Origin of the sequence: Mesorhizobium sp. XAP4 (assembly GCF_029269325.1) — a bacterium.
Taxonomy (GTDB): Bacteria; Pseudomonadota; Alphaproteobacteria; order Rhizobiales; family Rhizobiaceae; genus Mesorhizobium; species Mesorhizobium ciceri.
In genome coordinates, this window is the sequence record NZ_JARIXW010000005.1 from 146145 (window position 1) to 168235 (window position 22091).

General features: G+C 63.2%; 19 protein-coding genes and 1 riboswitch. Of the genes, 12 read left to right on the top strand and 7 right to left on the bottom strand.

Annotation, left to right across the window (positions count from 1 at the left end):
* Positions 1-187: 187 nt before the first annotated feature.
* The 5 genes from glmM to serA all read left to right on the top strand — a co-directional run bounded on the left by glmM (position 188) and on the right by serA (position 6738).
* The gene (gene glmM, locus P3C39_RS22070; protein ID WP_275954385.1) at positions 188-1540 is read left to right on the top strand and encodes a phosphoglucosamine mutase; all 1353 of its coding nucleotides are present in this window, start codon (positions 188-190) and stop codon (positions 1538-1540) included.
* Between the two features lie 249 nt (positions 1541-1789).
* The gene (locus P3C39_RS22075) at positions 1790-2626 is read left to right on the top strand and encodes an outer membrane protein (RefSeq protein ID WP_027162513.1); all 837 of its coding nucleotides are present in this window, start codon (positions 1790-1792) and stop codon (positions 2624-2626) included.
* Positions 2627-2851: 225 nt separating this feature from the next.
* Positions 2852-3691 carry an outer membrane beta-barrel protein gene (locus P3C39_RS22080; protein WP_318011902.1) on the top strand — a complete coding sequence of 280 codons (840 nt, stop codon included), beginning with the start codon at positions 2852-2854 and terminating at the stop codon, positions 3689-3691.
* A 202-nt stretch (positions 3692-3893) separates the two neighbouring features.
* Positions 3894-5069: a phosphoserine transaminase gene (locus P3C39_RS22085; RefSeq protein ID WP_275954384.1), complete on the top strand. Its 1176-nt coding sequence runs from the start codon at positions 3894-3896 to the stop codon at positions 5067-5069.
* Positions 5070-5136: 67 nt separating this feature from the next.
* On the top strand, positions 5137-6738 hold the full coding sequence (gene serA / locus P3C39_RS22090) for a phosphoglycerate dehydrogenase (protein WP_024502929.1): 1602 nt from the start codon (positions 5137-5139) through the stop codon (positions 6736-6738).
* Positions 6739-6795: 57 nt separating this feature from the next.
* Here the strand turns inward: serA and P3C39_RS22095 are convergent, their stop codons facing one another.
* On the bottom strand, positions 6796-7260 hold the full coding sequence (locus P3C39_RS22095; RefSeq protein WP_013529160.1) for a DUF2231 domain-containing protein: 465 nt from the start codon (positions 7258-7260) through the stop codon (positions 6796-6798).
* Between the two features lie 149 nt (positions 7261-7409).
* The gene (locus tag P3C39_RS22100) at positions 7410-8315 is read right to left on the bottom strand and encodes a DMT family transporter (RefSeq protein WP_275954383.1); all 906 of its coding nucleotides are present in this window, start codon (positions 8313-8315) and stop codon (positions 7410-7412) included.
* A gap of 208 nt (positions 8316-8523) precedes the next feature.
* On the opposite strand from P3C39_RS22100, the gene P3C39_RS22105 reads away from it, so the two are divergent.
* On the top strand, positions 8524-9822 hold the full coding sequence (locus P3C39_RS22105; protein WP_013529162.1) for an adenylosuccinate synthase: 1299 nt from the start codon (positions 8524-8526) through the stop codon (positions 9820-9822).
* A 75-nt stretch (positions 9823-9897) separates the two neighbouring features.
* Positions 9898-11556 carry a hypothetical protein gene (locus P3C39_RS22110; protein WP_275954382.1) on the top strand — a complete coding sequence of 553 codons (1659 nt, stop codon included), beginning with the start codon at positions 9898-9900 and terminating at the stop codon, positions 11554-11556.
* Positions 11557-11573: 17 nt separating this feature from the next.
* On the opposite strand, the gene P3C39_RS22115 is transcribed toward P3C39_RS22110, so the two are convergent.
* The 4 genes from P3C39_RS22115 to P3C39_RS22130 form a co-directional block, all read right to left on the bottom strand.
* Complete coding sequence (locus tag P3C39_RS22115; protein WP_063169193.1) at positions 11574-11873, bottom strand: CcdB family protein; 300 nt, start codon at positions 11871-11873, stop codon at positions 11574-11576.
* A complete protein-coding gene (locus tag P3C39_RS22120) occupies positions 11873-12115 on the bottom strand; it encodes a type II toxin-antitoxin system CcdA family antitoxin (protein WP_063170355.1) in 243 nt (80 codons plus the stop codon). The genes P3C39_RS22115 and P3C39_RS22120 overlap by 1 nt, the downstream gene beginning before the upstream one ends.
* Positions 12116-12200: 85 nt before the next feature.
* Complete coding sequence (locus tag P3C39_RS22125; protein ID WP_127371643.1) at positions 12201-14021, bottom strand: ABC-F family ATP-binding cassette domain-containing protein; 1821 nt, start codon at positions 14019-14021, stop codon at positions 12201-12203.
* A 1-nt stretch (position 14022) separates the two neighbouring features.
* On the bottom strand, positions 14023-14682 hold the full coding sequence (locus tag P3C39_RS22130) for a thiamine diphosphokinase (RefSeq protein WP_275954381.1): 660 nt from the start codon (positions 14680-14682) through the stop codon (positions 14023-14025).
* An 87-nt stretch (positions 14683-14769) separates the two neighbouring features.
* Positions 14770-14884, top strand: a riboswitch (TPP riboswitch).
* 43 nt (positions 14885-14927) lie between these two features.
* Here P3C39_RS22130 and thiB point away from each other — a divergent pair.
* The 4 genes from thiB (at position 14928) to P3C39_RS22150 (ending at position 20063) form a co-directional block, all read left to right on the top strand.
* The gene (thiB, locus tag P3C39_RS22135; protein ID WP_013529168.1) at positions 14928-15926 is read left to right on the top strand and encodes a thiamine ABC transporter substrate binding subunit; all 999 of its coding nucleotides are present in this window, start codon (positions 14928-14930) and stop codon (positions 15924-15926) included.
* Between the two features lie 8 nt (positions 15927-15934).
* Positions 15935-17560 carry a thiamine/thiamine pyrophosphate ABC transporter permease gene (gene thiP, locus P3C39_RS22140; protein WP_275954425.1) on the top strand — a complete coding sequence of 542 codons (1626 nt, stop codon included), beginning with the start codon at positions 15935-15937 and terminating at the stop codon, positions 17558-17560.
* Positions 17553-18335: a thiamine ABC transporter ATP-binding protein gene (gene thiQ, locus P3C39_RS22145; protein ID WP_275954380.1), complete on the top strand. Its 783-nt coding sequence runs from the start codon at positions 17553-17555 to the stop codon at positions 18333-18335. Before thiP ends, thiQ begins: the two co-directional genes overlap by 8 nt.
* Before the next feature lie 258 nt (positions 18336-18593).
* Positions 18594-20063, top strand: coding sequence for a M48 family metalloprotease (locus P3C39_RS22150; RefSeq protein ID WP_024502938.1), 1470 nt, complete (start codon positions 18594-18596; stop codon positions 20061-20063).
* Between the two features lie 24 nt (positions 20064-20087).
* On the opposite strand, the gene P3C39_RS22155 is transcribed toward P3C39_RS22150, so the two are convergent.
* Positions 20088-20951: an RNA polymerase factor sigma-32 gene (locus P3C39_RS22155; protein ID WP_027162506.1), complete on the bottom strand. Its 864-nt coding sequence runs from the start codon at positions 20949-20951 to the stop codon at positions 20088-20090.
* 322 nt (positions 20952-21273) lie between these two features.
* Here P3C39_RS22155 and P3C39_RS22160 point away from each other — a divergent pair, with 322 nt between their 5' ends.
* The gene (locus P3C39_RS22160) at positions 21274-22047 is read left to right on the top strand and encodes an amino acid ABC transporter substrate-binding protein (protein WP_013529173.1); all 774 of its coding nucleotides are present in this window, start codon (positions 21274-21276) and stop codon (positions 22045-22047) included.
* The last annotated feature ends 44 nt before the right edge of the window (positions 22048-22091 follow it).

Consider the following 22091-nt stretch of genomic DNA (forward strand, 5'->3'; position numbering starts at 1 on the left):
AAGGCTCGAATGACTTGTATATTGCAGCATGGCAGTCTGGGCATGTCAGGTTGCGGCCACGTTGTGTGCAGTGCACAACAATGGTTTTCTAAGGATTGGTAACGTATAATCACACAATGTGATCATAGCGCCCTGGCCACTTGTGGCATGACGTGCCGGGGAAGAAACGTCGAGGAAGCTGACTGGCATGGCAGGGAATTATTTCGGCACGGACGGCATTCGCGGACGCGCCAACAAGTTTCCGATGACCGCTGAAATCGCGATGCGGGTCGGCATGGCCGCCGGCCTTTCCTTCCAGCGCGGCAGCCATCGACATCGTGTCGTGCTCGGCAAGGACACCAGACTTTCCGGTTATATGATCGAGAATGCCATGGTCGCCGGTCTTTGTGCCGCCGGCATGGACGTGTTCCTGCTCGGCCCGATCCCGACGCCGGCTGTCGCCATGCTGGTGCGTTCGCTGCGCGCCGATATCGGCGTCATGATCTCGGCCTCGCACAACCCCTACTACGACAACGGCATCAAGCTGTTCGGACCCGACGGCTACAAGCTCTCCGACGAGATCGAGGAGCGCATCGAGAGCATGCTCGACAGGGATATCGAACTGGCGCTCGCCGATTCCGACGGGCTTGGCCGCGCCAAGCGCGTCGACGGCGTGCATGACCGCTACATCGAATTCGCCAAGCGCACCTTGCCGCGCTCGATGTCGCTCGCGGGCTTGAGGATCGTCGTCGATTGCGCCAATGGTGCGGCCTACAAGGTGGCGCCCGAGGCGCTGTGGGAACTGGGCGCCGAAGTCGTCTCCATCAATGTCGAGCCCAACGGCTTCAACATCAACAAGGAATGCGGCTCGACCCACCCGGCCGGCCTGCAAAAGAAGGTGCACGAAGTGCGCGCCGATATCGGCATCGCGCTCGACGGCGACGCCGATCGCGTCGTCATCGTCGATGAAAACGGCGCGATCGTCGATGGTGACCAGATCATGGCGCTGATCGCCGAATCCTGGCACCAGAGCGGACGGCTTGCCGGCGGCGGTGTCGTCTCAACCGTCATGTCCAATCTGGGCCTCGAACGCTTCCTCGGCGACATGAAGCTGCAATTGCACCGCACCAAGGTCGGCGACCGTTATGTCGTCGAGCATATGCGCGCGCACGGGCTGAATGTCGGCGGCGAACAGTCGGGCCATATCGTGCTGTCCGACTTTTCGACCACCGGCGACGGCCTGGTTTCGGCGCTGCAGGTGCTGGCCTGCATCAAGCGGCAGGGCCGGCCGGTCAGCGAACTGTCGAAGAAATTCGAACCCGTGCCGCAACTCCTGAAGAACGTTCACATTTCCGGCGGCAAGCCGCTCGAGGAGGCGCCGGTCCAGGCCGCCATCGAAGACGCGCGTAACCGGCTCGGCAAGACCGGACGGCTGGTTATCCGGCCATCCGGGACAGAGCCGCTGATCCGCGTGATGGCCGAGGGCGACGACCCGCAACTGGTCGAGTCCGTGGTGAATGGCATCGTGGACATCATCTCGGAAACGCGCAGCGCCGCCTGAGCCCCACAGCGCCCGGCAGGACGTCGTCGCCTGAACCTGTCCAAGGCCCGCCTTTCGGCGGGCTTTTTCTTGTCGGCTCCCAGTCTGTTCGCTGTTCGGAAATCTCGCACCGGTTCCCAGAAGTTTCGAGATTCGTGGTTAAGCAACAGGGTTAAACGCCTTTTAACCTTTGCAATTCATTATCCACGACTGAAAGCCAATCGCATTTCGGGCGGGTTCGCCGTTCCGAGCTTCTCAGGGGTGACAAGCATGTTCAAGACAGCAAGAAAGGCCCTGCTCGCCTTACTGTTCGCAGGCCTGGCGGGGCCGTTGTTCGCGGCCGACCTGCCGGAACCGATCGTCGAAGAGGCTCCGCCTCAGGCCGTCTACGAGCAGCCGGTAGAAGTCGGCGGCTGGTATATCCGCGGCGACATCGACTATCACAAGTCGACCGTGCGCGGCATCGACTATATGACCTACACCATCGATCAATGTAACTGTACGGTCACGCCCGGCACCAGAAGTTTCGATTTCGGCAAGCTCAAGGGCGGGTTCTCGCTCGGTGCCGGCGTTGGCTACAAGATCAACGACCACTTCCGGACCGATTTGACCGCCGACTACTGGTTCAAGTCGAACTTCAACGGCGGCACCTCGGATATCAACGGAACATCGACCGAAGTGTCGAAGATGAGCGCCCTGCTGCTGCTGGCCAACGCCTATGTCGATCTCGGCACCTACCATGGCATCACGCCTTACGTTGGCGCCGGCATCGGCGGCGCCCGCGTCAAGTGGGATGATGTCTACGACCCGAACACCACCGAGTTCAATCCCGGCAGATCAAGCTGGCGTTTCGCCTACGGTCTGATGGCCGGCGCTTCGTACTGCCTGACCGACAAGATCATTCTCGATGCCGGCTACCGCTTCTCCCATATCCAGGGCGGCCGCATGTTCGACTGGAACATCACCAGCTCCGGTCCCGGCTTCGATCGTGGCATCAACACACACGAAGTGCGCGGTGGCCTGCGTTACCAGTTCGGTGGTAACAACGGTTGCGCCGCGCCGGTCGTTGCCTACCAGCCCGAACCCGAGCCGATCTACACCAAGTAACAGCATCTACATTACTTGAATTCTTCACAAACCGCCCGGCCTCAGCCGGGCGGTTTTTCGTTGGCCGCCTGGAATCGACAGGGGAAATGAATTCGCTAACGCTCTGTTAGCCTTAACCGGCACTTAACCACTATGGTTAACAATGCTTCTTGAAACGATGGCTGCCGCTGCGATTGCGGGCTGCGCCAAATTCGGGAGTCGGGGACCATGAAACTTACATCGCGTATGGCGCTGGCGCTCGGTGCACTAGCCCTCCTGCCGCTGACGCCGGTGCACGCGGCCGACTACGATCCGCCGATCTATGTCGACCAGGCGCCCGACTACGTCCCGGTCGAGGTCGGCTCCGGCTGGTATCTGCGCGGCGATCTCGGCTATGCCTTCAACAAGCCCTATGAATTTTCGGAAACTCCGGCCGGTCTGGTTACGGACACCAGCCCGCTGTCTGGTTCGATAGGTATGGGCTACCATTTCAACGATTACTTCCGCGGTGAATTGAATTTCGGTCTGCTGCCGACAAGCAAATTCGCCAGCAAATTCGACAGTACTTGCGATGGAACGCAGACGGTGACTGTCACCAGCGGTGGCAGCACAAGCGCGTTCGCCGGCCCAAGCACCCGTGGATGCGAAGGCTCCAACGACGGCAACAACAAGGCCTACGATGTGATGGCCAGCGCCTTTGTCGACCTGGGCACTTATGTCGGCTTCACGCCCTATGTCGGAGGCGGTGTCGGCATAGCGTACAGCACCTACAAGTACGCTCAAGGCGCTCGCAACTGTCAGAATTCATCGACAACATCAGGTACAACCACGACCATCTTTGAATGCGACGATCCAAACGGCTATGATGGGACGACGCAGTCGGAGAAGCAGTTCAGCTTCGCCTATACGCTCGGCGCCGGCTTTGCTTATCAGGTCAGCAAGAATGTTGCAGTCGATGTCGGCTATCAATACACGGCTCTGCCTTCCGCGAAATACGTGACAGCAGACGCTGTCGGCAACCCTGAGTTCAAAAAGGGCCTCGATTATCATCAGGTCAAGGTCGGGCTGCGCTACGATCTCTGGTAGGCGCGGCGAGTACGAGGACCAGGACGGCGGATCTTTCGGGGTCCGCCGTTTGCGTTTGAAGTCACGACATCCTGATCAGGGATCGCCGGTATCCCGGCAACGACAAAAACTTTCCTCTTGACGCCTGAAGCCCGAACGAATATCGCCGTCCGTGGGCCACCCCTCCCCAACGAGGGGCCACTATCTGGAAGGATAGACCACGATGACGACGCATATGAAGCCCGGACTCCGTCCGGCAAACCCCAATTTCTCGTCAGGTCCCTGCGCAAAGCGCCCCGGCTGGTCGGTCGAGGCGCTAAGAAATGCTGCGCTCGGCCGTTCCCACCGCGCCAAGATCGGCAAGACCAAGCTCGAACAGGCGATCGAGCTGACGCGGGAGATTCTCCAGGTCCCGGCGGGTTACCGCATCGGCATCGTGCCGGCGTCGGACACCGGTGCGGTCGAGATGGCGCTGTGGTCGCTGCTCGGCGAGCGCGGCGTCGACATGGTCGCCTGGGAGAGCTTTGGCTCCGGCTGGGTCACCGACGTGGTCAAGCAATTGAAGCTCGCCGACGTGCGCAAGATCGAAGGCGGCTACGGCGAGCTGCCTGATCTCACCAAGATCGATTTCGACCGCGATGTGGTGTTCACCTGGAACGGCACCACGTCGGGCGTTCGCGTGCCGAACGGCGATTTCATTCCCGCGGACCGCAAGGGCCTGACCGTCTGCGATGCGACTTCCGCCGCATTCGCGCAGAGGCTCGACTTCGAAAAACTCGATGTCGTCACTTTCTCCTGGCAGAAGGTGCTGGGCGGCGAGGGCGCTCACGGCATGCTGATCCTGTCGCCTCGCGCCGTCGAGCGGCTGGAAACCTACAAGCCCTCATGGCCGCTGCCGAAAATTTTCCGCCTGACCTCAGGCGGCAAGCTGATCGAAGGTATCTTCAAGGGCGAGACCATCAACACGCCCTCGATGCTGTGCGTCGAGGATTACCTCGATGCGCTCAACTGGGCGAAGTCGACCGGCGGCCTCGACGCGCTGATCGCCAGGGCGGATGCCAATGCGGCCGTCCTCGATCGCTTTGTAGGCAAGTCCTCCTGGCTCGGTCATCTCGCCGTCCAGCCGGCGACACGGTCGAACACGTCCGTCTGCCTGTCCTTCACCGATCCGGACGTGTCCGCGCTCGACGCCGACGGGCAGGCGGCCTTCGCCAAGGGGCTGGTGTCGGTGCTCGACAAGGAAGGCGTCGCCTATGATATCGGTGCCTATCGCGACGCACCGCCCGGCCTGCGCATCTGGTGCGGCGCGACGGTCGAGACGTCGGATCTCGAAGCGCTGCTGCCCTGGCTCGACTGGGCATTCGCCGCACAGAAGGCGTCGCTCAAAGCGGCGGCCTGAGATCGTTCGCGGCGGCCTTCGGGCCGCCCACTCCCATCAGGATCAAATCCATTTCAAGGAGGCCGCCATGGCGCCCCGCGTTCTCGTCTCAGACAAACTCTCCCCCACCGCCGTGCAAATCTTCAAGGATCGCGGCGTCGAGGTCGACTATCTGCCCGATCTCGGCAAGGACAAGGATAAGCTCGCCGAAGTGATCGGCCAGTATGATGGCCTCGCCATCCGCTCGGCGACCAAGGTCACCGAAAAGCTGATCAACGCCGCTACCAATCTCAAAGTCATCGGCCGCGCCGGCATCGGCGTCGACAATGTCGATATCCCGGCGGCAAGCCGCAAGGGCATCATCGTGATGAACACGCCCTTCGGCAACTCGATCACCACAGCCGAACATGCGGTGGCGATGATCTTTGCGCTGGCGCGCCAGATCCCTGAAGCCAACGCCTCGACCCATGCCGGCAAATGGGAAAAGAACCGCTTCATGGGCGTCGAGATAACCGGCAAGACGCTGGGCGTCATCGGTTGCGGCAACATCGGTTCGATCGTCGCGACGCGCGGCGTTGGCCTCAAGATGCACGTCATCGCCTTCGATCCGTTCCTGTCGGACAGCCGTGCCGAGGAGCTTGGCGTCGACAAAGTCGAGCTCGACGAGCTGTTCGCCCGCGCCGATTTCATCACCCTGCACACGCCGCTGACCGACAAGACGCGCAACATCATCGATGCCGCGGCGATCGCCAAGATGAAGAAGGGCGTGCGCATCATCAATTGCGCACGCGGCGGTCTGATCGTCGAGGCCGATCTGGTCGCAGCGCTGAAGAGTGGCAAGGTGGCCGGCGCCGGCGTCGACGTCTTCGAGGTCGAACCGGCCGAGAACAACGAACTGTTCGGCATGGAGAATGTGGTGGCGACGCCGCATCTCGGCGCCTCGACGACGGAGGCCCAGGAGAATGTCGCGCTGCAGGTTGCCGAGCAGATGGCCGACTATCTGATCAAGGGCGCCGTCTCCAACGCCATCAACATGCCGTCGATCACCGCCGAGGAGGCGCCGCGGCTGAAGCCGTTCGTCAAGCTCGCCGAGGTGCTCGGCGCCTTTGTCGGCCAGGTCACCGAGGATCCGATCAAGGAGGTGGAGATCCTGTTCGACGGCTCGACCGCGACGATGAACACGCGCGCGCTGATCAGTGCAGCACTCGCCGGGCTGATCCGGCCTCAGGTCTCGGACGTCAACATGGTGTCGGCGCCGATCATGGTGAAGGAGCGCGGCATCATCGTGGCCGAGGTCAAGCGCGACAAGTCGGGCGTGTTCGACGGCTATATCAAGCTGACGGTGAAGACCGAGCACATGACGCGCTCGATCGCCGGCACATGCTTCTCGGATGGCAAGCCACGCTTCATCCAGATCAAGGGCATCAACCTCGATGCCGAGGTCGGCCAGCACATGCTCTACACCACCAATGCGGACGCGCCGGGCATCATCGGCCTGCTCGGCACCGTCTGCGGCGAGAATGGCGTCAACATCGCCAACTTCCAGCTCGGCCGCAACCGGCCGGGCGGCGATGCCATAGCGCTGCTCTATCTCGACGCGCCGTTCCCGGAAGCCGTGCTGGAAAAGGTCAAGGCGCACAAGTCGATCGACTCGGCCAAGCGGCTGCAGTTCGACGTCAACGCGATGTGATTGAGGACAGGCGGTCGCCGACCCACCTCGTTGACGCCGGCCGCCGCGGCGGCCGGTTCATGTCAACTCATCCGAGCCATCGGAGACACCCACGCGATGTCGGTAGACCAGTTCCCAGCCCTTCCAGCCCGTAAACAGCAAGATGAGAACCACGATCAGCGATAGGACGATGCCGGTTGGCATCACGGCCGCCGCTCCGCCGGCATACCGCGAGTACCAGTTGTAAAGCTCGATCAACACGACGAGCACATTGCCGCCGGCATGGAGCCATGCCGTCGTGAGATTGCGGACCTGAACATCGCCGAGAACATCCGTCAAGCCAGCAAGCGCAGCCAGGGCAGCCATGATCAGGCCTGCGCCGAGAAGCCAAAGCGACCCGGTGACCCATCCGGGATCGGCTGTTCGCCAGAAGATAAGGTCGCAAACGAAGGTGCCGACAAAAAAGGCAATCGGAAACGGAATCAGCATCGGGTGGATAGGGTGACCAGCAATGCTTGCCGTGCTGCGAGGGTTGTGGCTCATCATGTCGCCTCCCTGGCGTTCAAACTCCGCTGGAGGTGAAATGTTCCAAGTAGGGGACGCGGCAGGATTCATGCCGCTGTTTCCGCGCCATTGGCGAAGTCCAGGCCGTTCGCGTTGCCGCGACGGCGGAGGGCGTCAGCCGCCAAATGTCATCCGCGGTGGTCCGCCATTGCCATCTTGCGCCCGCTGTATTCGGCAAGCCCGATGCCGCCCAGCACGAGCACCAAGGCCAGCGCCTGATAGAGCTGGAACGTCTCGCCGACGATCAGCACCGACAGCAGCGTGCCGAAGATCGGCACCAGATTGATGAAAAGGCCGGCGCGGTTGGCGCCGATCAGCTCGTTGCCCCTGATGTAGAAGATCTGCGAAACGACCGAGGCGCCGATCGCCGTATAGACGATGACGGTCCAGCCGCGCGCGTCGGGCATGATGACCTTGCCGGCGAGGACCTCCCACAGGAAGAACGGCAACGAGGTGACGAGTGCCGAAACCGACAGGGCCAGCATCAGGCTCTGCCAGTGCATCACCGGCTTCAGCCGCAACCCGACTGAATAGCCGCTGTAGAGAAAGACGGCGACCAGCATGATGGCGTCACCGAAATTGAGTTCCAGCGTCAACAGCCGGCGCGGGTCGCCATGGCAGGCGGTGAGGATCACGCCGGCGATGGTCAGCACGACGCCGACAATCTGCGCCCAGTTCACGCGCAGGCGGAAGAAGACGAAATTGGCAGTCATGATCAGGATCGGCATAGCCGCCTGTTCGATCGAGACATTGATCGCTGTCGTGTAGTTGAGCGCCGTGTAGAAGATGGTGTTGAACAGGGTGAAGCCGCTGGCGCCGAGGGCGACCAGCACGAACCAGTGCTTGCGGACCATCGGCCAGTCCTTCTGGATGGTCTTCCAGCCGATGGGCAGCATGATCGCCACGGCCAGCACCCAGCGCAGGAAGACCAGCGTCATCGGCGAGACGTGATCGACCGCCAGCTTGCCGGCCACCGAATTTCCACCCCAAAGCAAGGTGGTGAGCAGCAGGAATATGTAGGCGCTTCGATGCATCGCGGGATTCCAGTCGCCGGAGCTGCGGTGTTTGCCGGCCTATTGCCCTCGCTCGCCCAAGTAAATGATGTCAAAGCCGAAAATTGTTGTGCCTCAGGGCATTTTCGACGGCAAAGAAAGGTCGCGCTCGCGAGGTCTTGACGTTATAGAGGCCTGTCGTTTCGAACCATATTCAAGCCGCTTGGCGGCGTCTCAAGGGAAAAGAAACATGGCCAATGTGGTGGTCGTCGGCTCGCAGTGGGGTGACGAAGGCAAGGGCAAGATCGTCGACTGGCTGTCGGAGCGCGCCGATGTCGTGGTGCGTTTCCAGGGCGGCCACAATGCCGGCCATACGCTGGTCGTCGACGGCAAGGTCTACAAGCTGTCGTTGCTTCCGTCGGGCGTCGTGCGCCAGGGCAAGCTGTCCATCATCGGCAATGGCGTCGTGTTCGACCCGCACGCTTTCGTCGCCGAGGTGGCAAAACTCAAGGCGCAAGGTGTCGAAGTAGCGCCGGATCGCCTGAAAATAGCCGAAAACACAGCGCTTATCCTGTCCCTGCATCGAGAGTTGGACGGATTTCGTGAGGACGCCGCATCCAATTCCGGGACGAAGATTGGCACGACCCGTCGCGGCATCGGCCCCGCCTATGAGGACAAGGTGGGCCGGCGCGCGGTCAGGGTGATGGATTTGGCGGATTTGGAAACACTGCCCTTGAAAGTCGACAGGCTGCTGACGCACCACAATGCGCTGCGTCGCGGGCTTGGTCATGCGGAAGTCACGCATGACACGATCATGCAGGAACTAACCTCGGTCGCCGACGACATCCTGCCCTATATGGACCGGGTCTGGAAGATCCTCGACGACAAGCGCCGGGCTGGCGAGCGCATCCTGTTCGAGGGCGCGCAGGGCACACTGCTCGATATCGACCACGGCACCTATCCGTTCGTGACCTCGTCGAACACGGTTGCCGGACAGGCTGCCGCCGGCTCCGGCGTTGGCCCGGGCGCCATCGGCTATGTGCTCGGCATCACCAAGGCCTATACGACACGCGTCGGCGAGGGTCCGTTCCCGACCGAGCAGAAGAACGAGGTCGGCGAATTCCTCGGCACGCGCGGCCATGAATTCGGCGTCGTCACCGGTCGCAAGCGCCGCTGCGGCTGGTTCGACGCGGTGCTGGTGCGCCAGGCCGTCGCGGTCAACGGCATCAAGGGCATCGCGCTGACCAAGCTCGACGTGCTTGACGGGCTGGACGAGATCAAGGTCTGCACCGGTTACCGTCTCGACGGCGAGATGATCGATTATCTGCCGGCCAGCCAGGGCGCGCAGGCACGTGTCGAACCGGTCTACGAGACGCTCGAGGGCTGGAAAGGCACCACTGCCGGCGCGCGCAGCTGGAATGATCTGCCGGCCCAGGCGGTCAAGTATGTCCGCTACATCGAGGAGCTCATCGGCGCACCGGTCGCGCTCCTTTCCACCAGCCCGGAACGCGACGACACGATACTTGTGACCGATCCGTTTCAAGACTAGTTTCTGAAGCCTTTCCGGGCATCGCGGCTGATTTGTGGGGGCCGGCGCGGAAGCAAAATACAGGTCGACTGAAGCATGGCAGATTTCGTTGCTATTCTGAAAAACGCGCTCGACAAGCATGGCGACGAGACGCCGGAAAAGCGTACGCGCATCTATGCCAGCGTTCGCACCATGCTGGCGAAGAAGCTTGGTGAACGTTCGCCGCCGTGGGCTCCCGAAGCCATAGCCACGCAGATGCGTTCGCTGGAAGACGCCATTACAAGCGTCGAGCGCGATTATGCCAAGAGCGTGCCGGAGACCGACCCGCTCGCGGAGCTGGAACACATCTTTTCGTCGATCGATCGCAACAAGAACCAGCCAAGCCATACGAGGCAGCCGGCGAAGGCGGAATCGGCCTGGCCGGCACCGCCCGTCGCCAAGCCCGAGCTCTATCAACCCGCGCCGCCGCCTGCCGCCAAGGTCGAGCCAAGCTGGCAAAGATCGACGCCGGCGCCTGCCCAGCCGGCTCGCGCCGACACGCCTCTTCCAGGCATGAACGCCGAGGAGGCGGACGACGAGGCCGATGTCTTTTCCAGCAACGAAGACAATGAAGAGCCGGTACAGGACACCTTCCAGCGCCTGCGTCCCGCCGAGCGCAAGCGCAGCTATGGCGGGCTGATCGCGGCTGTCGTCGCACTGCTGGTCGTTGCCGGCGGCGGCTATGGCATCTGGCTGAACAAGGACGCCTTCGGCAAGATGCTGGGGCTTGGCCGCAATCAGGTAGCGAAAACCGAACCCGTGAAGCCGGCGCCGGCCAAGCCGGCAACCGATGCCGCGGCAGCGCCGCCGGCGCCCGCGGCTGGCGGCACGGAAGCCGAAAGCACGAAATACACCCAGCGGCTGACACCGCAGGGTGGTGAAGTCGACCCGGGTCCGGCCGGTGGCCAAAGCGGCATCGGCGAAGGCGAATCGGTCGCGGCGCTGACCACTCCGCCCTCGGCCACGAACGCACCGGCGATTTCCGCACCGGCCGCCGGTACGCCTGCCGCGACTACGCCTCCGGCGACAGATGCCGCCCCCGCAACGCCGCCTGCCAACGGAGCAGCGCCTGCAGCGCCGGCCGGTGCTGCCGGCACGCCGCCAGCACCGGCAGGTGCCGCGCCGCCCGCCCCGGCGGCTGCGCCTGCGGAAGCCGCCCTGCCTGTCGGCCAGAAGGCGATCTTCTATGAGGAGCGCACCAGCACCGCCCAGGGCTCCGCCGAGCCCGGCAACATCGTCTGGTCGCTGGTGCAGGAATCGCCCGGTGGCGACCTGCCGCCGGAGCCGGCGATCCGCGCCGAGGCGACCATTCCCGGCAAGGACATCCAGTTGCGCATGACCATCCGCCGCAACACCGACCAGACGCTGCCGGCCAGCCATATTATCGAGATGATCTTCCTGACGCCCGACGGCTTCGAGGGCGGCGGTGTCGACAACATCCTGCGCGTTGCCATGAAGGCTTCGGAGCAGGATGCCGGCAGCCCGCTGATCGGCATTCCGGCCAAGATTGCCGACGGCTTCTTCCTCGTCGCGCTCAACGACAACAAGGCCGACGAAGACGCCAACATGACCTTGTTGCGCGGCCAGGACTGGATCGACGTGCCGGTGGTCTACAAGACCGGACGGCGGGCGTTGCTGACCATGGAAAAGGGCATTCCCGGAGAGAAGGTGTTCGACGAGGCAATCAAGGCCTGGCAGGCCAAGACGGCAGGCTGAGACGCTGTAGCCGCCGTTCAGAAGCCCTGGAACAGCATGTCGAGCGCAGCGACGATGTCGTCATGGTGCTTGATCAGGTTCAGCCGACTTTCGCCTAATTCGCTGGCAGAAACGGTGGCAACCAGGTGTGTTGCCATAACGAGCTTTCGACCGTTGATCTCAAAAATCGGATGAAGCTTTCGCATCGGCGGTGGCACCATTGCGACCGGCAGAAGCGGCACGACCACCCGCGTCTTGAAATTGTCGAGCAGCTCTGACTGAACGTCGAGCACATAGCTGCCTTCGATGCGACCGGCGAAGACATCATAGCGGGGCATCAGAACTGCCGGTACTCTTCCAGCGGGATGCCATGTTTCTCGATATAGTCGTTCCACGCGTCCATCGTGGCGCGGTTCTCAAGCTTCCACAGCCGCGTTTTTTCGGCAGCTACCGCCTCCGCGATGCCGGCCTCCGCAGCGCGCGAGACATTCACGTCAAGTCCCTTGGCTTCCCTCATGAGGTTCGAATCGATCGACAGATTTGCTGGCTGACGGGTCGCACTCAAGGCAATTTTGCGCATAATAGCCTCCGCAACATGCGTATAATATATGCGCATTTCGGCGTCGGAGCAATAATCAAGCGACGCTAATTGGAGGTGTGCGAGCCTACCCTTCCATCTCCTCGCGCAACATCTCCAGTTCCAGCCATTCTTCCTCGAGCGCGGCCAGCGTCGCGCGCTCCTTGTCGAGGGCGGCGATGGTTTTCTGGAACGAGGCCGGATCGCGCTCGTAATAGGCCGGATCGGCGATGTTGTTCTCCAGCCGCGAGATCGAGGCCATCACAGCTTCGATTTTCTTCGGCAGGGATTCCAGTGCGAATTTCTGCTTGAACGACAGTTTCTTCGCCGGCCCTTTTGGCGCGGCGGCTTCGCTCTTGCCTGACGCGGGCGCCTCGCCATTTTCGGCTCTCGCCCGCGCCTTGCGGTCGTCCAGCTTCGTGCCGCCGCGCTGCGCCAGCATGTCGGAGTAGCCGCCGGCATATTCGATCCAGCGGCCTTCACCATCCGGCGCGATCAGGCTGGTCACGGTGCGGTCGAGGAAATCGCGGTCGTGGCTGACCAGGATGACGGTGCCGGCGAAACCGGCGACCAGTTCCTGCAGCAGTTCAAGCGTCTCCATGTCGAGATCGTTGGTCGGCTCATCGAGCACCAGAAGGTTTGCGGGCCGCGCCAGCACGCGCGCCAGCAGGAGCCGCGCCCGCTCGCCGCCGGACAACTCGCGCACCGGCGTGCGCGCCTGCTCCGGCTTGAACAGGAAATCCTTCATGTAGGAGACCACGTGGCGCTGCTCGCCATTGATGACGAGGTTTTCGCCGCGCCCATCGGTGAGATATTGTGCCAGCGTCTCCTGCGGGTCGACCGCCTCGCGCTTCTGGTCGAGCGTTGCGATCTCCAGATTGGTGCCGAGCCGCACCGAACCGGCGTCCGGCTTCATCTCGCCGGTAAGCATTTTCAAGAGCGTGGTCTTGCCGGCGCCGTTCGGCCCGACCAGGCCAACGCGATCGCCGCGCTGGATGCGGGTCGAAAACGCCTTGACCACGGTGAGATCGCCAAAGCTCTTTTCGATGTTTTTCGCCTCGATCACCAGCTTGCCGGACTCGGTGGCGTCGCTCGCCACCATGGTCGCCGACCCTTCGGCCCCGCGATGACCGCGAAAACGCTGACGCATGGTCTGCAACTCGCCAAGCCGGCGCATGTTGCGCTTGCGCCGCGCCGTCACGCCGTAGCGCAGCCAATGCTCTTCGCGAACGATCTGGCGGCCGAGCTTGTGCTGCTCGCGTTCTTCTTCCTCCAGAACCAGGTCGCGCCATTCCTCGAAATGGCCGAAGCCCTTGTCCAGCCTGCGGGTCTGGCCGCGATCGAGCCAGACCGTGGCGCGCGACACGCGTTCGAGGAAGCGGCGGTCGTGCGAGATGACGATCAGCGCCGAGGAGGTGCGGATGAGTTCTTCTTCCAGCCATTCGATGACCGAGAGGTCGAGATGGTTGGTCGGCTCATCAAGCAGCAGGATATCGGGCTCCGGCGCCATGACGCGGGCAAGGGCGGCGCGCCTCGCCTCGCCGCCCGACAGGTCGTTCGGACGTTCCTCACCCGACAGGCCGAGATGCTCCATCAGATAGCTGGCGCGGTAGGGATCGTCGGCGGGGCCAAGCCCGGCCTCGACATAGGCGCGGACAGTGGCAAAACCTTCCATGTCGGGCATCTGCGGCAAATAGCGGACGGTCGCCGAAGGCTGGCGAAACACTTCGCCGTCCTGCGGCTCGATCAGGCCGGCGGCGATCTTCAGCAGGGTCGACTTGCCGGACCCGTTGCGGCCGACCAGTGCGATCTTGTCGCCGGCCGAAGCCGTCAAGGCGGCGCCATCGAGCAGCGGCGTGCCGCCGAAGGTCAGTTTTATCCCGTCGAGGTTGAGAAGGGGCGGGGCCATGTCAGCTTTCAGGTAAGGGATAGGGATGAGCGAGCAGCATCGCGCGGCCATGGCCGAGCGCGATTTCGAGGCGGCCCCCGGTCTTGTCGGACTTGACCTCGTTGGAAATGGTCAGCGACGAACCGAACGCCACCTTGACGTGAGCGAGCGGCCATTTGGCGCCGGTGACGGTCAGGCCGTCGAGCTCGGAAAAGCCGAGCACCGAAAACAGCGTGCCGTCGGCATAGTCGAAGCCGGCCGTTCCGCGCAGCAGGGGGATGCCTTCCTGAGCGCCGCTGGTCAAAAGCACGTCCGTTCCCGCCTCCGCCAGCCGCAGGGCGAACGACAGATGCAGAAAAGCGTGGTCGGCGCGCTTGCCGCCAAAGGCGCCGGCCAGCACCAGGCGGGTCGCGCCGCGCTCCAGTGCCGCGGCGACGGCAAGTTCGCCATCGGTCTGGTCCTTTTCCGCCGGGAAGGTCCGGCGCGGCACGGAAGCGAGATCGTCCGGCAGGTTGGCCGGCACCGAATCGAAATCACCCACCCACAGCTCCGGCACGAGACCCAGCAACCGCGCATGACCGATGCCGGCGTCGGCGGCGATGACGCGGGAGCCTTTGACCTGACGGTCGAGCCGTGGCGTACGGATGAGATCGCCGCCAAGCAGGATGGTGAATGTGCTCATATCGTGTGGCCCTTACCAGCCCGGCACGGGAAACGGAAGGCGGCAAACTCCCGCTTGCATGGCGGATCGGCCCGGCCTATGTGTCGAAACGCTCTAACGGGGTGCCGGACGCGATCTTCGCGGACCGGCTGAGAGGCAGTCTCGCCAACCCGCTGAACCTGATCCGGTTTGTACCGGCGGAGGGATTAGACGTTTCGGACAGTCCGACGCCTCAATTCCTTTCAATTCGAACGAAGGAGGCGCCGATGCGCACGCTTTTATACGCTCTTGTTTCAGCAACGGTCGTGGCCTTGTCCGGGCCCGCCTTGGCCAAGGACAAGCTCACCGTCTACACCTATGAGAGTTTCACCGCCGACTGGGGTCCGGGTCCCGTGGTGAAGAAGGAGTTCGAGGCCGAATGCGGCTGCGACGTCGACTTCGTCTCGGTCGCCGATGGCGTCGCGCTGCTCAACCGCGTCAGATTGGAAGGCGCATCGACCAAGGCCGATATCGTGCTTGGCCTGGATACCAATCTCACCGCCGATGCCAAGGCGTCAGGCTTGTTCGCGCCGCATGGCGCGGTGACGGATGTCAATGTGCCGGGCGGCTGGAGCGACGACACTTTTGTCCCCTTCGACTACGGCTATTTCGCTGTCGTCTATGACACGCAGAAGATGAAGACGCCGCCGAAGAGCCTGAAGGAGCTGATCGAAGGCAGTGCCAACGACAAGATCGTCATCCAGGATCCGCGCACCTCGACGCCAGGCCTCGGCCTGCTTCTTTGGGTCAAGTCAGTCTATGGCGACAAGGCACCCGAGGCCTGGGCCAAGCTCAAGGCCAAGGTGCTGACCGTGACGCCGGGCTGGAGCGAGGCCTATGGGCTGTTCACCAAGGGCGAGGCGCCGATGGTGCTGTCCTACACGACGTCGCCAGCCTACCACATGGTCGCCGAGAACACGGAGCGCTACCAGGCGGCCTCCTTCGAGGAGGGCGAGTATCTGCAGATCGAGGTGGCGGGTATCACCACGACAGGAGCCAAGAATCCGCTGGCGGCCAAGTTCATGGCCTTCATGACCGGGCCGAAATTCCAGGATGCCATCCCCGAGACCAACTGGATGTTCCCGGCAGGCAAGACCGACAAGCCGCTCAATCCGGCCTTCGACAAACTGGTCAAGCCGACGAAGACCTTGCTGTTCAGCCCGCAAGAGGTCGCCGCCAACCGCAAGGCCTGGGTCGATGAATGGCTGGCGGTGATGAGCAAATAGGCAGCGCGATGGCGCCGGCGCATTCCACGGATTCCCGCGTCAGTGTCGGCATTGTCGCGCTCGCTGCAATCGCGCTGCTGATCGGCGGCGCGTTTGCCGGCCTGCTTTTCGAGGGCGCCCATGATTTCTCGGGCGCCTGGGCAGCCTTCGATCCCTATCTGCTTCGCGTCACTCGCTTCACGCTCTGGCAAGCGGCACTGTCGACGCTGCTTTCGGTCATCCCGGGGCTGTTTGTGGCGCGCGCTCTGTCACGACATCCACGTTTCTTCGGCCGCGCCTTCATCCTGCAGATCTTCGCCGTACCGTTGGCCCTACCGGCTATTGTTGCAGCGCTCGGCATCCTGGCGCTTTATGGCCGTGCCGGCTATTTCGCAGGCGTGCTTGCCGTTATCGGCGGCGGAAGCTGGCCGGGCATCTATGGCCTGTCCGGCATTCTCGTCGCCCATGTCTTCTTCAACCTGCCGCTGGCGACGCGGCTGTTCCTCGAGGCGCTGCAGACCATACCGGCCGACCAATGGCGGCTGGCGAGCCAACTCGGCATGGCGGCGCGGCCGGCGTTCCGGCTGATCGAATGGCCAACGCTGCGCGCCGCACTGCCCGGCGTCGCCGGGCTGGTCTTCATGCTCTGCATCACATCCTTCACGATCGTGCTGACGCTCGGCGGCGGGCCGGCCGCGACGACGCTTGAGGTCGGCATCTACCAGGCGCTGCGCTTCGATTTCGATCCCGCACGGGCCGTTGCACTGACGCTGCTGCAGATCGCCTTGACCTTTATCGTGGTGCTGGCACTGACGCGGCTAGGCGCCAATGTGGTCGGCGACACCAATTTGCCGGTCGCGCAACGCCGCTATCTTTCGGTCAATCGGAGCGAGACCTGGTTGAACGCGCTACTCATCGTCCTGGCGCTGCTGTTCGTTGTCGGGCCGATGGCGGCAACCGTGATGGCCGGATTGAGTGCCGATCTCGCCCGCTTGGCCGGCGAGGCCACTGTCCGGCAGGCAACGCTGACCAGCGCGGCGCTCGCCTTCCTGTCGGCGCTGCTTTCGGTGATGCTGTCGCTGGCGCTGACCATGGCGCGGCGGGCACTGGCGCTGAACAGCCGGACTGGCCGCAAGACACTGCTCGAACATGCCGCCGATACCGGCGCCGGCTTTGTCCTGGTCGTGCCGCCGATCGTCGTCGGCGCCGGCTGGTTCCTGTTGTTGCGCCATGTCGGCGATGTCTTCGCCATCGCCCCGGTCATGGTCGTCACCGTCAACGCGGTGATGGCGATGCCGTTTGCGCTCCGCGCCGTGCGTCCCGCCTATGATGCAGCGAGCGAGCGTCACGAACGGCTCTGTGCACAGCTCGGCATTGCGGGCTGGAACCGGCTGATGCTGGTCGACTGGCCGTCGCTGCGGCGACCGCTCGCCACGGCCTTCGCTTTCGCCATGGCGCTGTCGCTCGGCGATCTCGGTGTCATTGCCTTGTTCGGCAGTGATTCCGTGCAGACATTGCCCTACCTTCTTCTGGCTCGGATGGGCAGCTACCGCACCGAGGATGCCGCCGGCCTCGCACTGCTGCTCGGCCTCGTCTGTCTCGCGTTGATCGTGGCGGCGCACTGGCTGGGAAGGGAGGAGGTCCGTGATGCGTGAAAAGGCGGCCAACGGGCTCGCGAAGGGCGCGCCGGTGCGGCTGGACAAAGTGTCGTTCAGCTATGGCGAGGCGCCGCTTGTTTTCGATGTCGAGTTTGCCGCGGCGACGATCACCGCCATCATGGGGCCGAGCGGTTCGGGCAAGTCGACGCTGCTCAATCTGGTCGCCGGCTTCGAGACCCCACGGTCGGGCCGCGTGCTGATCGGCGGTGTCGATGTCAGCGCCGAGGCGGCCTCGGCGCGGCCAGTGTCGATGGTGTTCCAGGAGAACAATCTCTTCGCGCATCTTTCCGTCGAGCAGAATGTCGGGCTCGGCCGTTCGCCATCCCTGCGGCTGACCGAGGCGGACCGCGCCGCGGTCGCCGAGGCGCTTGCGCGCACCGGTCTTGCGGGCAAGGAGAAACGCCTGCCGCGCGAGCTCTCCGGGGGCGAACGCCAGCGCGTCGCACTGGCCCGCGTGCTGGTGCGCGACCGACCGGTGTTGCTGCTCGACGAGCCCTTCGCTTCGCTCGGACCGGCTTTGCGCGACGAGATGCTGGACCTGGTTGCCGCCGTTCATGCCGAACGCGCCATGACAGTGCTGTTCGTCACCCACCAGCCGGAGGATGCACGCCGCATCGGCGAGCATATGGTGTTTGTCGACAATGGGTTGGTCGCTGCGACCGGCAAGGCTGATGATTTCTTTGCCGGGGCTGGTCCGGAGGCGTTCCGGCGCTATATCGGCGCGGGTGCCGGATATTCCACATCACGCGATGTTGCCCGGAAGCGGACATAATTTACGGTCAAACCGGCTCCAGGCGATGTGGCGTTTGCTTGCCATGACCGGGGGAGTGTGGCTAGGTCCGCCCTACCGGTCCGGCACAGGCCGTGATTTGCCTGCAGTATCCGGCGCCCGCCCCTGGGATGGGCCGCGGATACTGCAGCAGTTTGAGATATGGCACGTGAACATTCTGAAGATCGTCCCCGATTTTCAATGTCATGTGCCGGGACCCGAAAGGAAGCCGTTCTGGCGATCGGCGCTAACACATTGGGAATGAAACCGCTGGCGCGCTTCCTCGCGCTGGCCGGCTTTGCCGTGGCGTTGGCAAGCTGCCAGATGTTCACGCCGCCGGAAGTTCAGGAATCCGGCTTCCAGCCTTCCGACAAGCCGATCACGGTGGACAATGTCGGCGCCAACAACAAGCTCGCCGAATTGGCCAGGGCGCAGCATCCGCGCATCCTGGCGACCTATGGCGGCGAATATTCCGATCCCAAGCTCGAGCGCATGGTCGCCAAGGTGGTCGGTAGTTTGACGGTGGTGTCCGCCAACCCGACACAGACCTATCGCATCACCATTTTGAATTCGCCCAATGTCAATGCCTTCGCGCTGCCGGGCGGCTATCTCTACATCACGCGCGGCCTCCTGGCGCTGGCCAATGATTCGGCCGAGCTTGCCGCTGTCATCGCGCATGAGATGGGCCACGTCACCGCCAATCACGGCTTGCAGCGCCAGCAACTCGAGGCAGAGGAAGGCCTGGCGACCAAGGTGGTTTCCGATGTGCTCGGCGACAGCCCGACCGCCAAGGCGGCGTTGATCCGCGGCAAGCTGAGGCTCGCGCAATTCTCGCGCAACCAGGAGCTGGAAGCCGACGCCATCGGCATCAAGTCGATCGGCGAGGCCGGCTACGATCCTTTCGCCGCCGGCCGCTTCCTGCAATCGATGTCGGCCTACACGGATTTCCGCTCGATCAGCGGCGCCACCGACGCCAGCCTCGACTTCCTGGCCACGCACCCCAATACGCCGCAGCGCATCGATCTGGCGCAGCGCCATGCCCGCCAGTTCGGCGCGCCGGGCGTCGGCACGCGCGACCGCGATTCCTTCCTCGCCGGCATAGACGGCCTGCTCTATGGCGACACGCCGGAAGAAGGCTATGTGCGCGGCGAAACCTTCCTGCATCCGGGCCTTGGCGTTTCGTTCACGGTACCGGACGGCTTCATCATCGACAATTCGGCGGCAGCGGTGACGGCCACCGGCCCCGGCGACATAGCGATCCGTTTCGATGGCGTGTCGATCGACAAGAACCGGGCGCTGACGGACTATATCCGCAGCGGCTGGGTGGCTGGTCTCGTCGACAGCAGCGTCAGGCAGGAAACCATCAACGGCAACGAGGCAGCGACCGCGCATGCCGGCGCCGAAGGCTGGCAGTTCGACATTGCGGTGATCCGCGCCGGCGGCCAGGTCTACCGGCTGCTGACCGCGGCCCCTTCGGCCAGCACGTCGCTGGACACAATCGCCCGCTCGGTCAGCGGCTCGTTCCGGATCTTGAGTGCCGCCGAAAAGGCGGCGCTGAAGCCGCTGCGCATCCGCGTCGTCACTGTCCAGCCTGGGCAGACGATGGGTTCGCTTTCGGCGCAGATGGTCGGCGTCGACCGTAAGCTCGACCTGTTCCGCGTCCTCAACGCGCTGTCGCCTGGTGCCGCGGTTTCGGCCGGCGACAAGGTCAAGATCGTCACGGACAAGTAGGCACCTCCGGACGCCTGCCGCCGTTCAGGCGGCAGTCGCCATGAACTCCGGATTCTGCTTCACCAACGCGACCTTCAGCTTTTCCATGGCGCGGGCCTCGATCTGGCGGACGCGTTCCTTGGAGATACCGAGGGTTTCGCCGAGCGCTTCCAGCGTCGCGCCCTCGTCGTTAAGCCGGCGTTCCTCGATGATCCTCAACTCCCGTGCGTTGAGCGCGCGAAGCGCCTCCCTCAGCCAGAGCGAGCGGCGCGCGACATCGATCTTGTCGCCGACGATCTCGTCGGGCAGCGGATCGTCCGAGACCAGGAAATCCATGCGCTCGGTCGAACCCGCATCGTCGGCAACCGGCATGTTGAGTGAGGAGTCGGGAGCCGACAGCCGCGAATCCATCATCGCCACGTCGGCTTCGGAGACGCCGAGTGCTTCCGATACTTCGCGATAGAGCGTTGCGTTTGACAGTGGCTCGGCGCCATTCGCCAGCCGCGCGCGCAGGCGTCGCAGGTTGAAGAACAGCGCCTTCTGCGCCGAGCTGGTGCCGCCACGCACGATCGACCAGTTGCGCAGGATATAGTCCTGCATCGAGGCACGGATCCACCATGTCGCATAAGTCGAGAACCGCACCTCGCGCTCCGGCTCGAAGCGGGCGGCGGCCTCGAGCAGTCCGACATGACCTTCCTGGACCAAATCGCCGAGCGGCAGGCCGTAATGGCGGAATTTGGAGGCCATGGAAATGACCAGCCGCATATGCGCGACGGTGATGCTGTGCAGCGCGTTCTGGTCGTTGTCCTCCTTCCAGAGCAATGCAAGCCGATGCTCTTCGTCACGCTCGAGGTAGGGAGCCTTCATTGCCGCGCGGACCATGATCCGTCCTGCCGTGTCTTCCATCATGAGGCGCTCCCTGGGTGGTGCGGATGACTTTGCAAACTTGGCTGGCGCCCGGGTTGAAATGGCGGCGTCGTGCCCTAGAACAGCCAGAACTGCCATGCGCGGGAAAGGTTCCGCGACCGTGGCTGCGGGTATGTGTTGCCTGGCGGACTCCGGGGATTACCCGCGATAGCCGTGATGTCGGCTGGAAAGCGCCAGTTTGAGTATCTGATTTCAGAAACTGATCGTTTTTGGAATTCTGTTCCTTATTTTTTCGACTTGCATCTGTCAGTTTCCAGCGCTCACAATATGCCGGTCAGCCGGCCAAGGACGGGATCACAGAAAAATGAAATGGCTCAAGTCGCTCATCATCGCCGGAACGCTGCAGGCCTTGGCTGTCACCGCAGGCCATGCCGGCGCCAATCTCGACCAGATCAAGCAGGCCGGGGTCATCAAGGTCGGCACGGAAGGCACTTATGCGCCATTCACCTATCATGACACTTCGGGCGCACTGGTCGGCTTCGACGTCGAAATCGCCAAGGCGATCGCCGACAAGCTCGGCGTCAAGGTCGAATTCCTCGAAGGCAAGTGGGACGGGCTGATCGCCGGCCTCGACGCCAATCGCTATGACGCCGTCATCAACGAGGTCGGAATCACCGATGCCCGCAAGGCCAAGTACGACTTCTCCGATCCTTACATCGCCTCCAAGGCGGTGCTGATCGTGCGCGGCGACAACACAGACATCAAGACCTTTGCCGATCTCAAGGGCAAGAAGTCGGCGCAGTCGCTGACCTCGAATTTCGGCAAGCTGGCCGAAACGAACGGCGCCGAGCTGGTCGGCACCGATGGCTTCGACCAATCGATCCAGCTGCTTCTGACAGGCCGTGCCGACGCCACGATCAATGACAGCCTGTCGTTCCTCGACTTCAAGAAGCACAAGCCCGACGCCAATGTGAAGATCGCCGCGCAAGAGGAAAACGCCGACTATTCCGGCGTCATCGTGCGCAAGGGCGATCCGGAGCTGGTCGCGGCGATCAACAAGGCGCTGGCCGACATCAAGGCCGACGGCACCTATAAGAAAATCTCCGACACCTATTTCGGCCAGGACGTTTCGAAGTAATCTATGAGGCGGGCCGCTCCGCGGCCCACAGGACATATCGAGCG

Excerpts from the sequence above, each read along its gene's own strand:
- P3C39_RS22150 (WP_024502938.1), top strand. The coding sequence starts at position 18,594 with ATGAAACCGCTGGCGCGCTTCCTCGCGCTGGCCGGCTTTGCCGTGGCG.
- P3C39_RS22095 (WP_013529160.1), bottom strand. The coding sequence starts at position 7,260 with ATGAGCCACAACCCTCGCAGCACGGCAAGCATTGCTGGTCACCCTATC.
- P3C39_RS22100 (WP_275954383.1), bottom strand. The coding sequence starts at position 8,315 with ATGCATCGAAGCGCCTACATATTCCTGCTGCTCACCACCTTGCTTTGG.
- P3C39_RS22080 (WP_318011902.1), top strand. The coding sequence starts at position 2,852 with ATGGCGCTGGCGCTCGGTGCACTAGCCCTCCTGCCGCTGACGCCGGTG.
- serA (WP_024502929.1), top strand. The coding sequence starts at position 5,137 with ATGGCGCCCCGCGTTCTCGTCTCAGACAAACTCTCCCCCACCGCCGTG.
- P3C39_RS22075 (WP_027162513.1), top strand. The coding sequence starts at position 1,790 with ATGTTCAAGACAGCAAGAAAGGCCCTGCTCGCCTTACTGTTCGCAGGC.
- P3C39_RS22160 (WP_013529173.1), top strand. The coding sequence starts at position 21,274 with ATGAAATGGCTCAAGTCGCTCATCATCGCCGGAACGCTGCAGGCCTTG.
- glmM (WP_275954385.1), top strand. The coding sequence starts at position 188 with ATGGCAGGGAATTATTTCGGCACGGACGGCATTCGCGGACGCGCCAAC.
- thiP (WP_275954425.1), top strand. The coding sequence starts at position 15,935 with ATGGCGCCGGCGCATTCCACGGATTCCCGCGTCAGTGTCGGCATTGTC.
- P3C39_RS22155 (WP_027162506.1), bottom strand. The coding sequence starts at position 20,951 with ATGATGGAAGACACGGCAGGACGGATCATGGTCCGCGCGGCAATGAAG.
- P3C39_RS22120 (WP_063170355.1), bottom strand. The coding sequence starts at position 12,115 with ATGCGCAAAATTGCCTTGAGTGCGACCCGTCAGCCAGCAAATCTGTCG.
- P3C39_RS22105 (WP_013529162.1), top strand. The coding sequence starts at position 8,524 with ATGGCCAATGTGGTGGTCGTCGGCTCGCAGTGGGGTGACGAAGGCAAG.
- P3C39_RS22130 (WP_275954381.1), bottom strand. The coding sequence starts at position 14,682 with ATGAGCACATTCACCATCCTGCTTGGCGGCGATCTCATCCGTACGCCA.
- P3C39_RS22125 (WP_127371643.1), bottom strand. The coding sequence starts at position 14,021 with ATGGCCCCGCCCCTTCTCAACCTCGACGGGATAAAACTGACCTTCGGC.
- thiB (WP_013529168.1), top strand. The coding sequence starts at position 14,928 with ATGCGCACGCTTTTATACGCTCTTGTTTCAGCAACGGTCGTGGCCTTG.
- P3C39_RS22115 (WP_063169193.1), bottom strand. The coding sequence starts at position 11,873 with ATGCCCCGCTATGATGTCTTCGCCGGTCGCATCGAAGGCAGCTATGTG.
- P3C39_RS22085 (WP_275954384.1), top strand. The coding sequence starts at position 3,894 with ATGACGACGCATATGAAGCCCGGACTCCGTCCGGCAAACCCCAATTTC.
- P3C39_RS22110 (WP_275954382.1), top strand. The coding sequence starts at position 9,898 with ATGGCAGATTTCGTTGCTATTCTGAAAAACGCGCTCGACAAGCATGGC.
- thiQ (WP_275954380.1), top strand. The coding sequence starts at position 17,553 with ATGCGTGAAAAGGCGGCCAACGGGCTCGCGAAGGGCGCGCCGGTGCGG.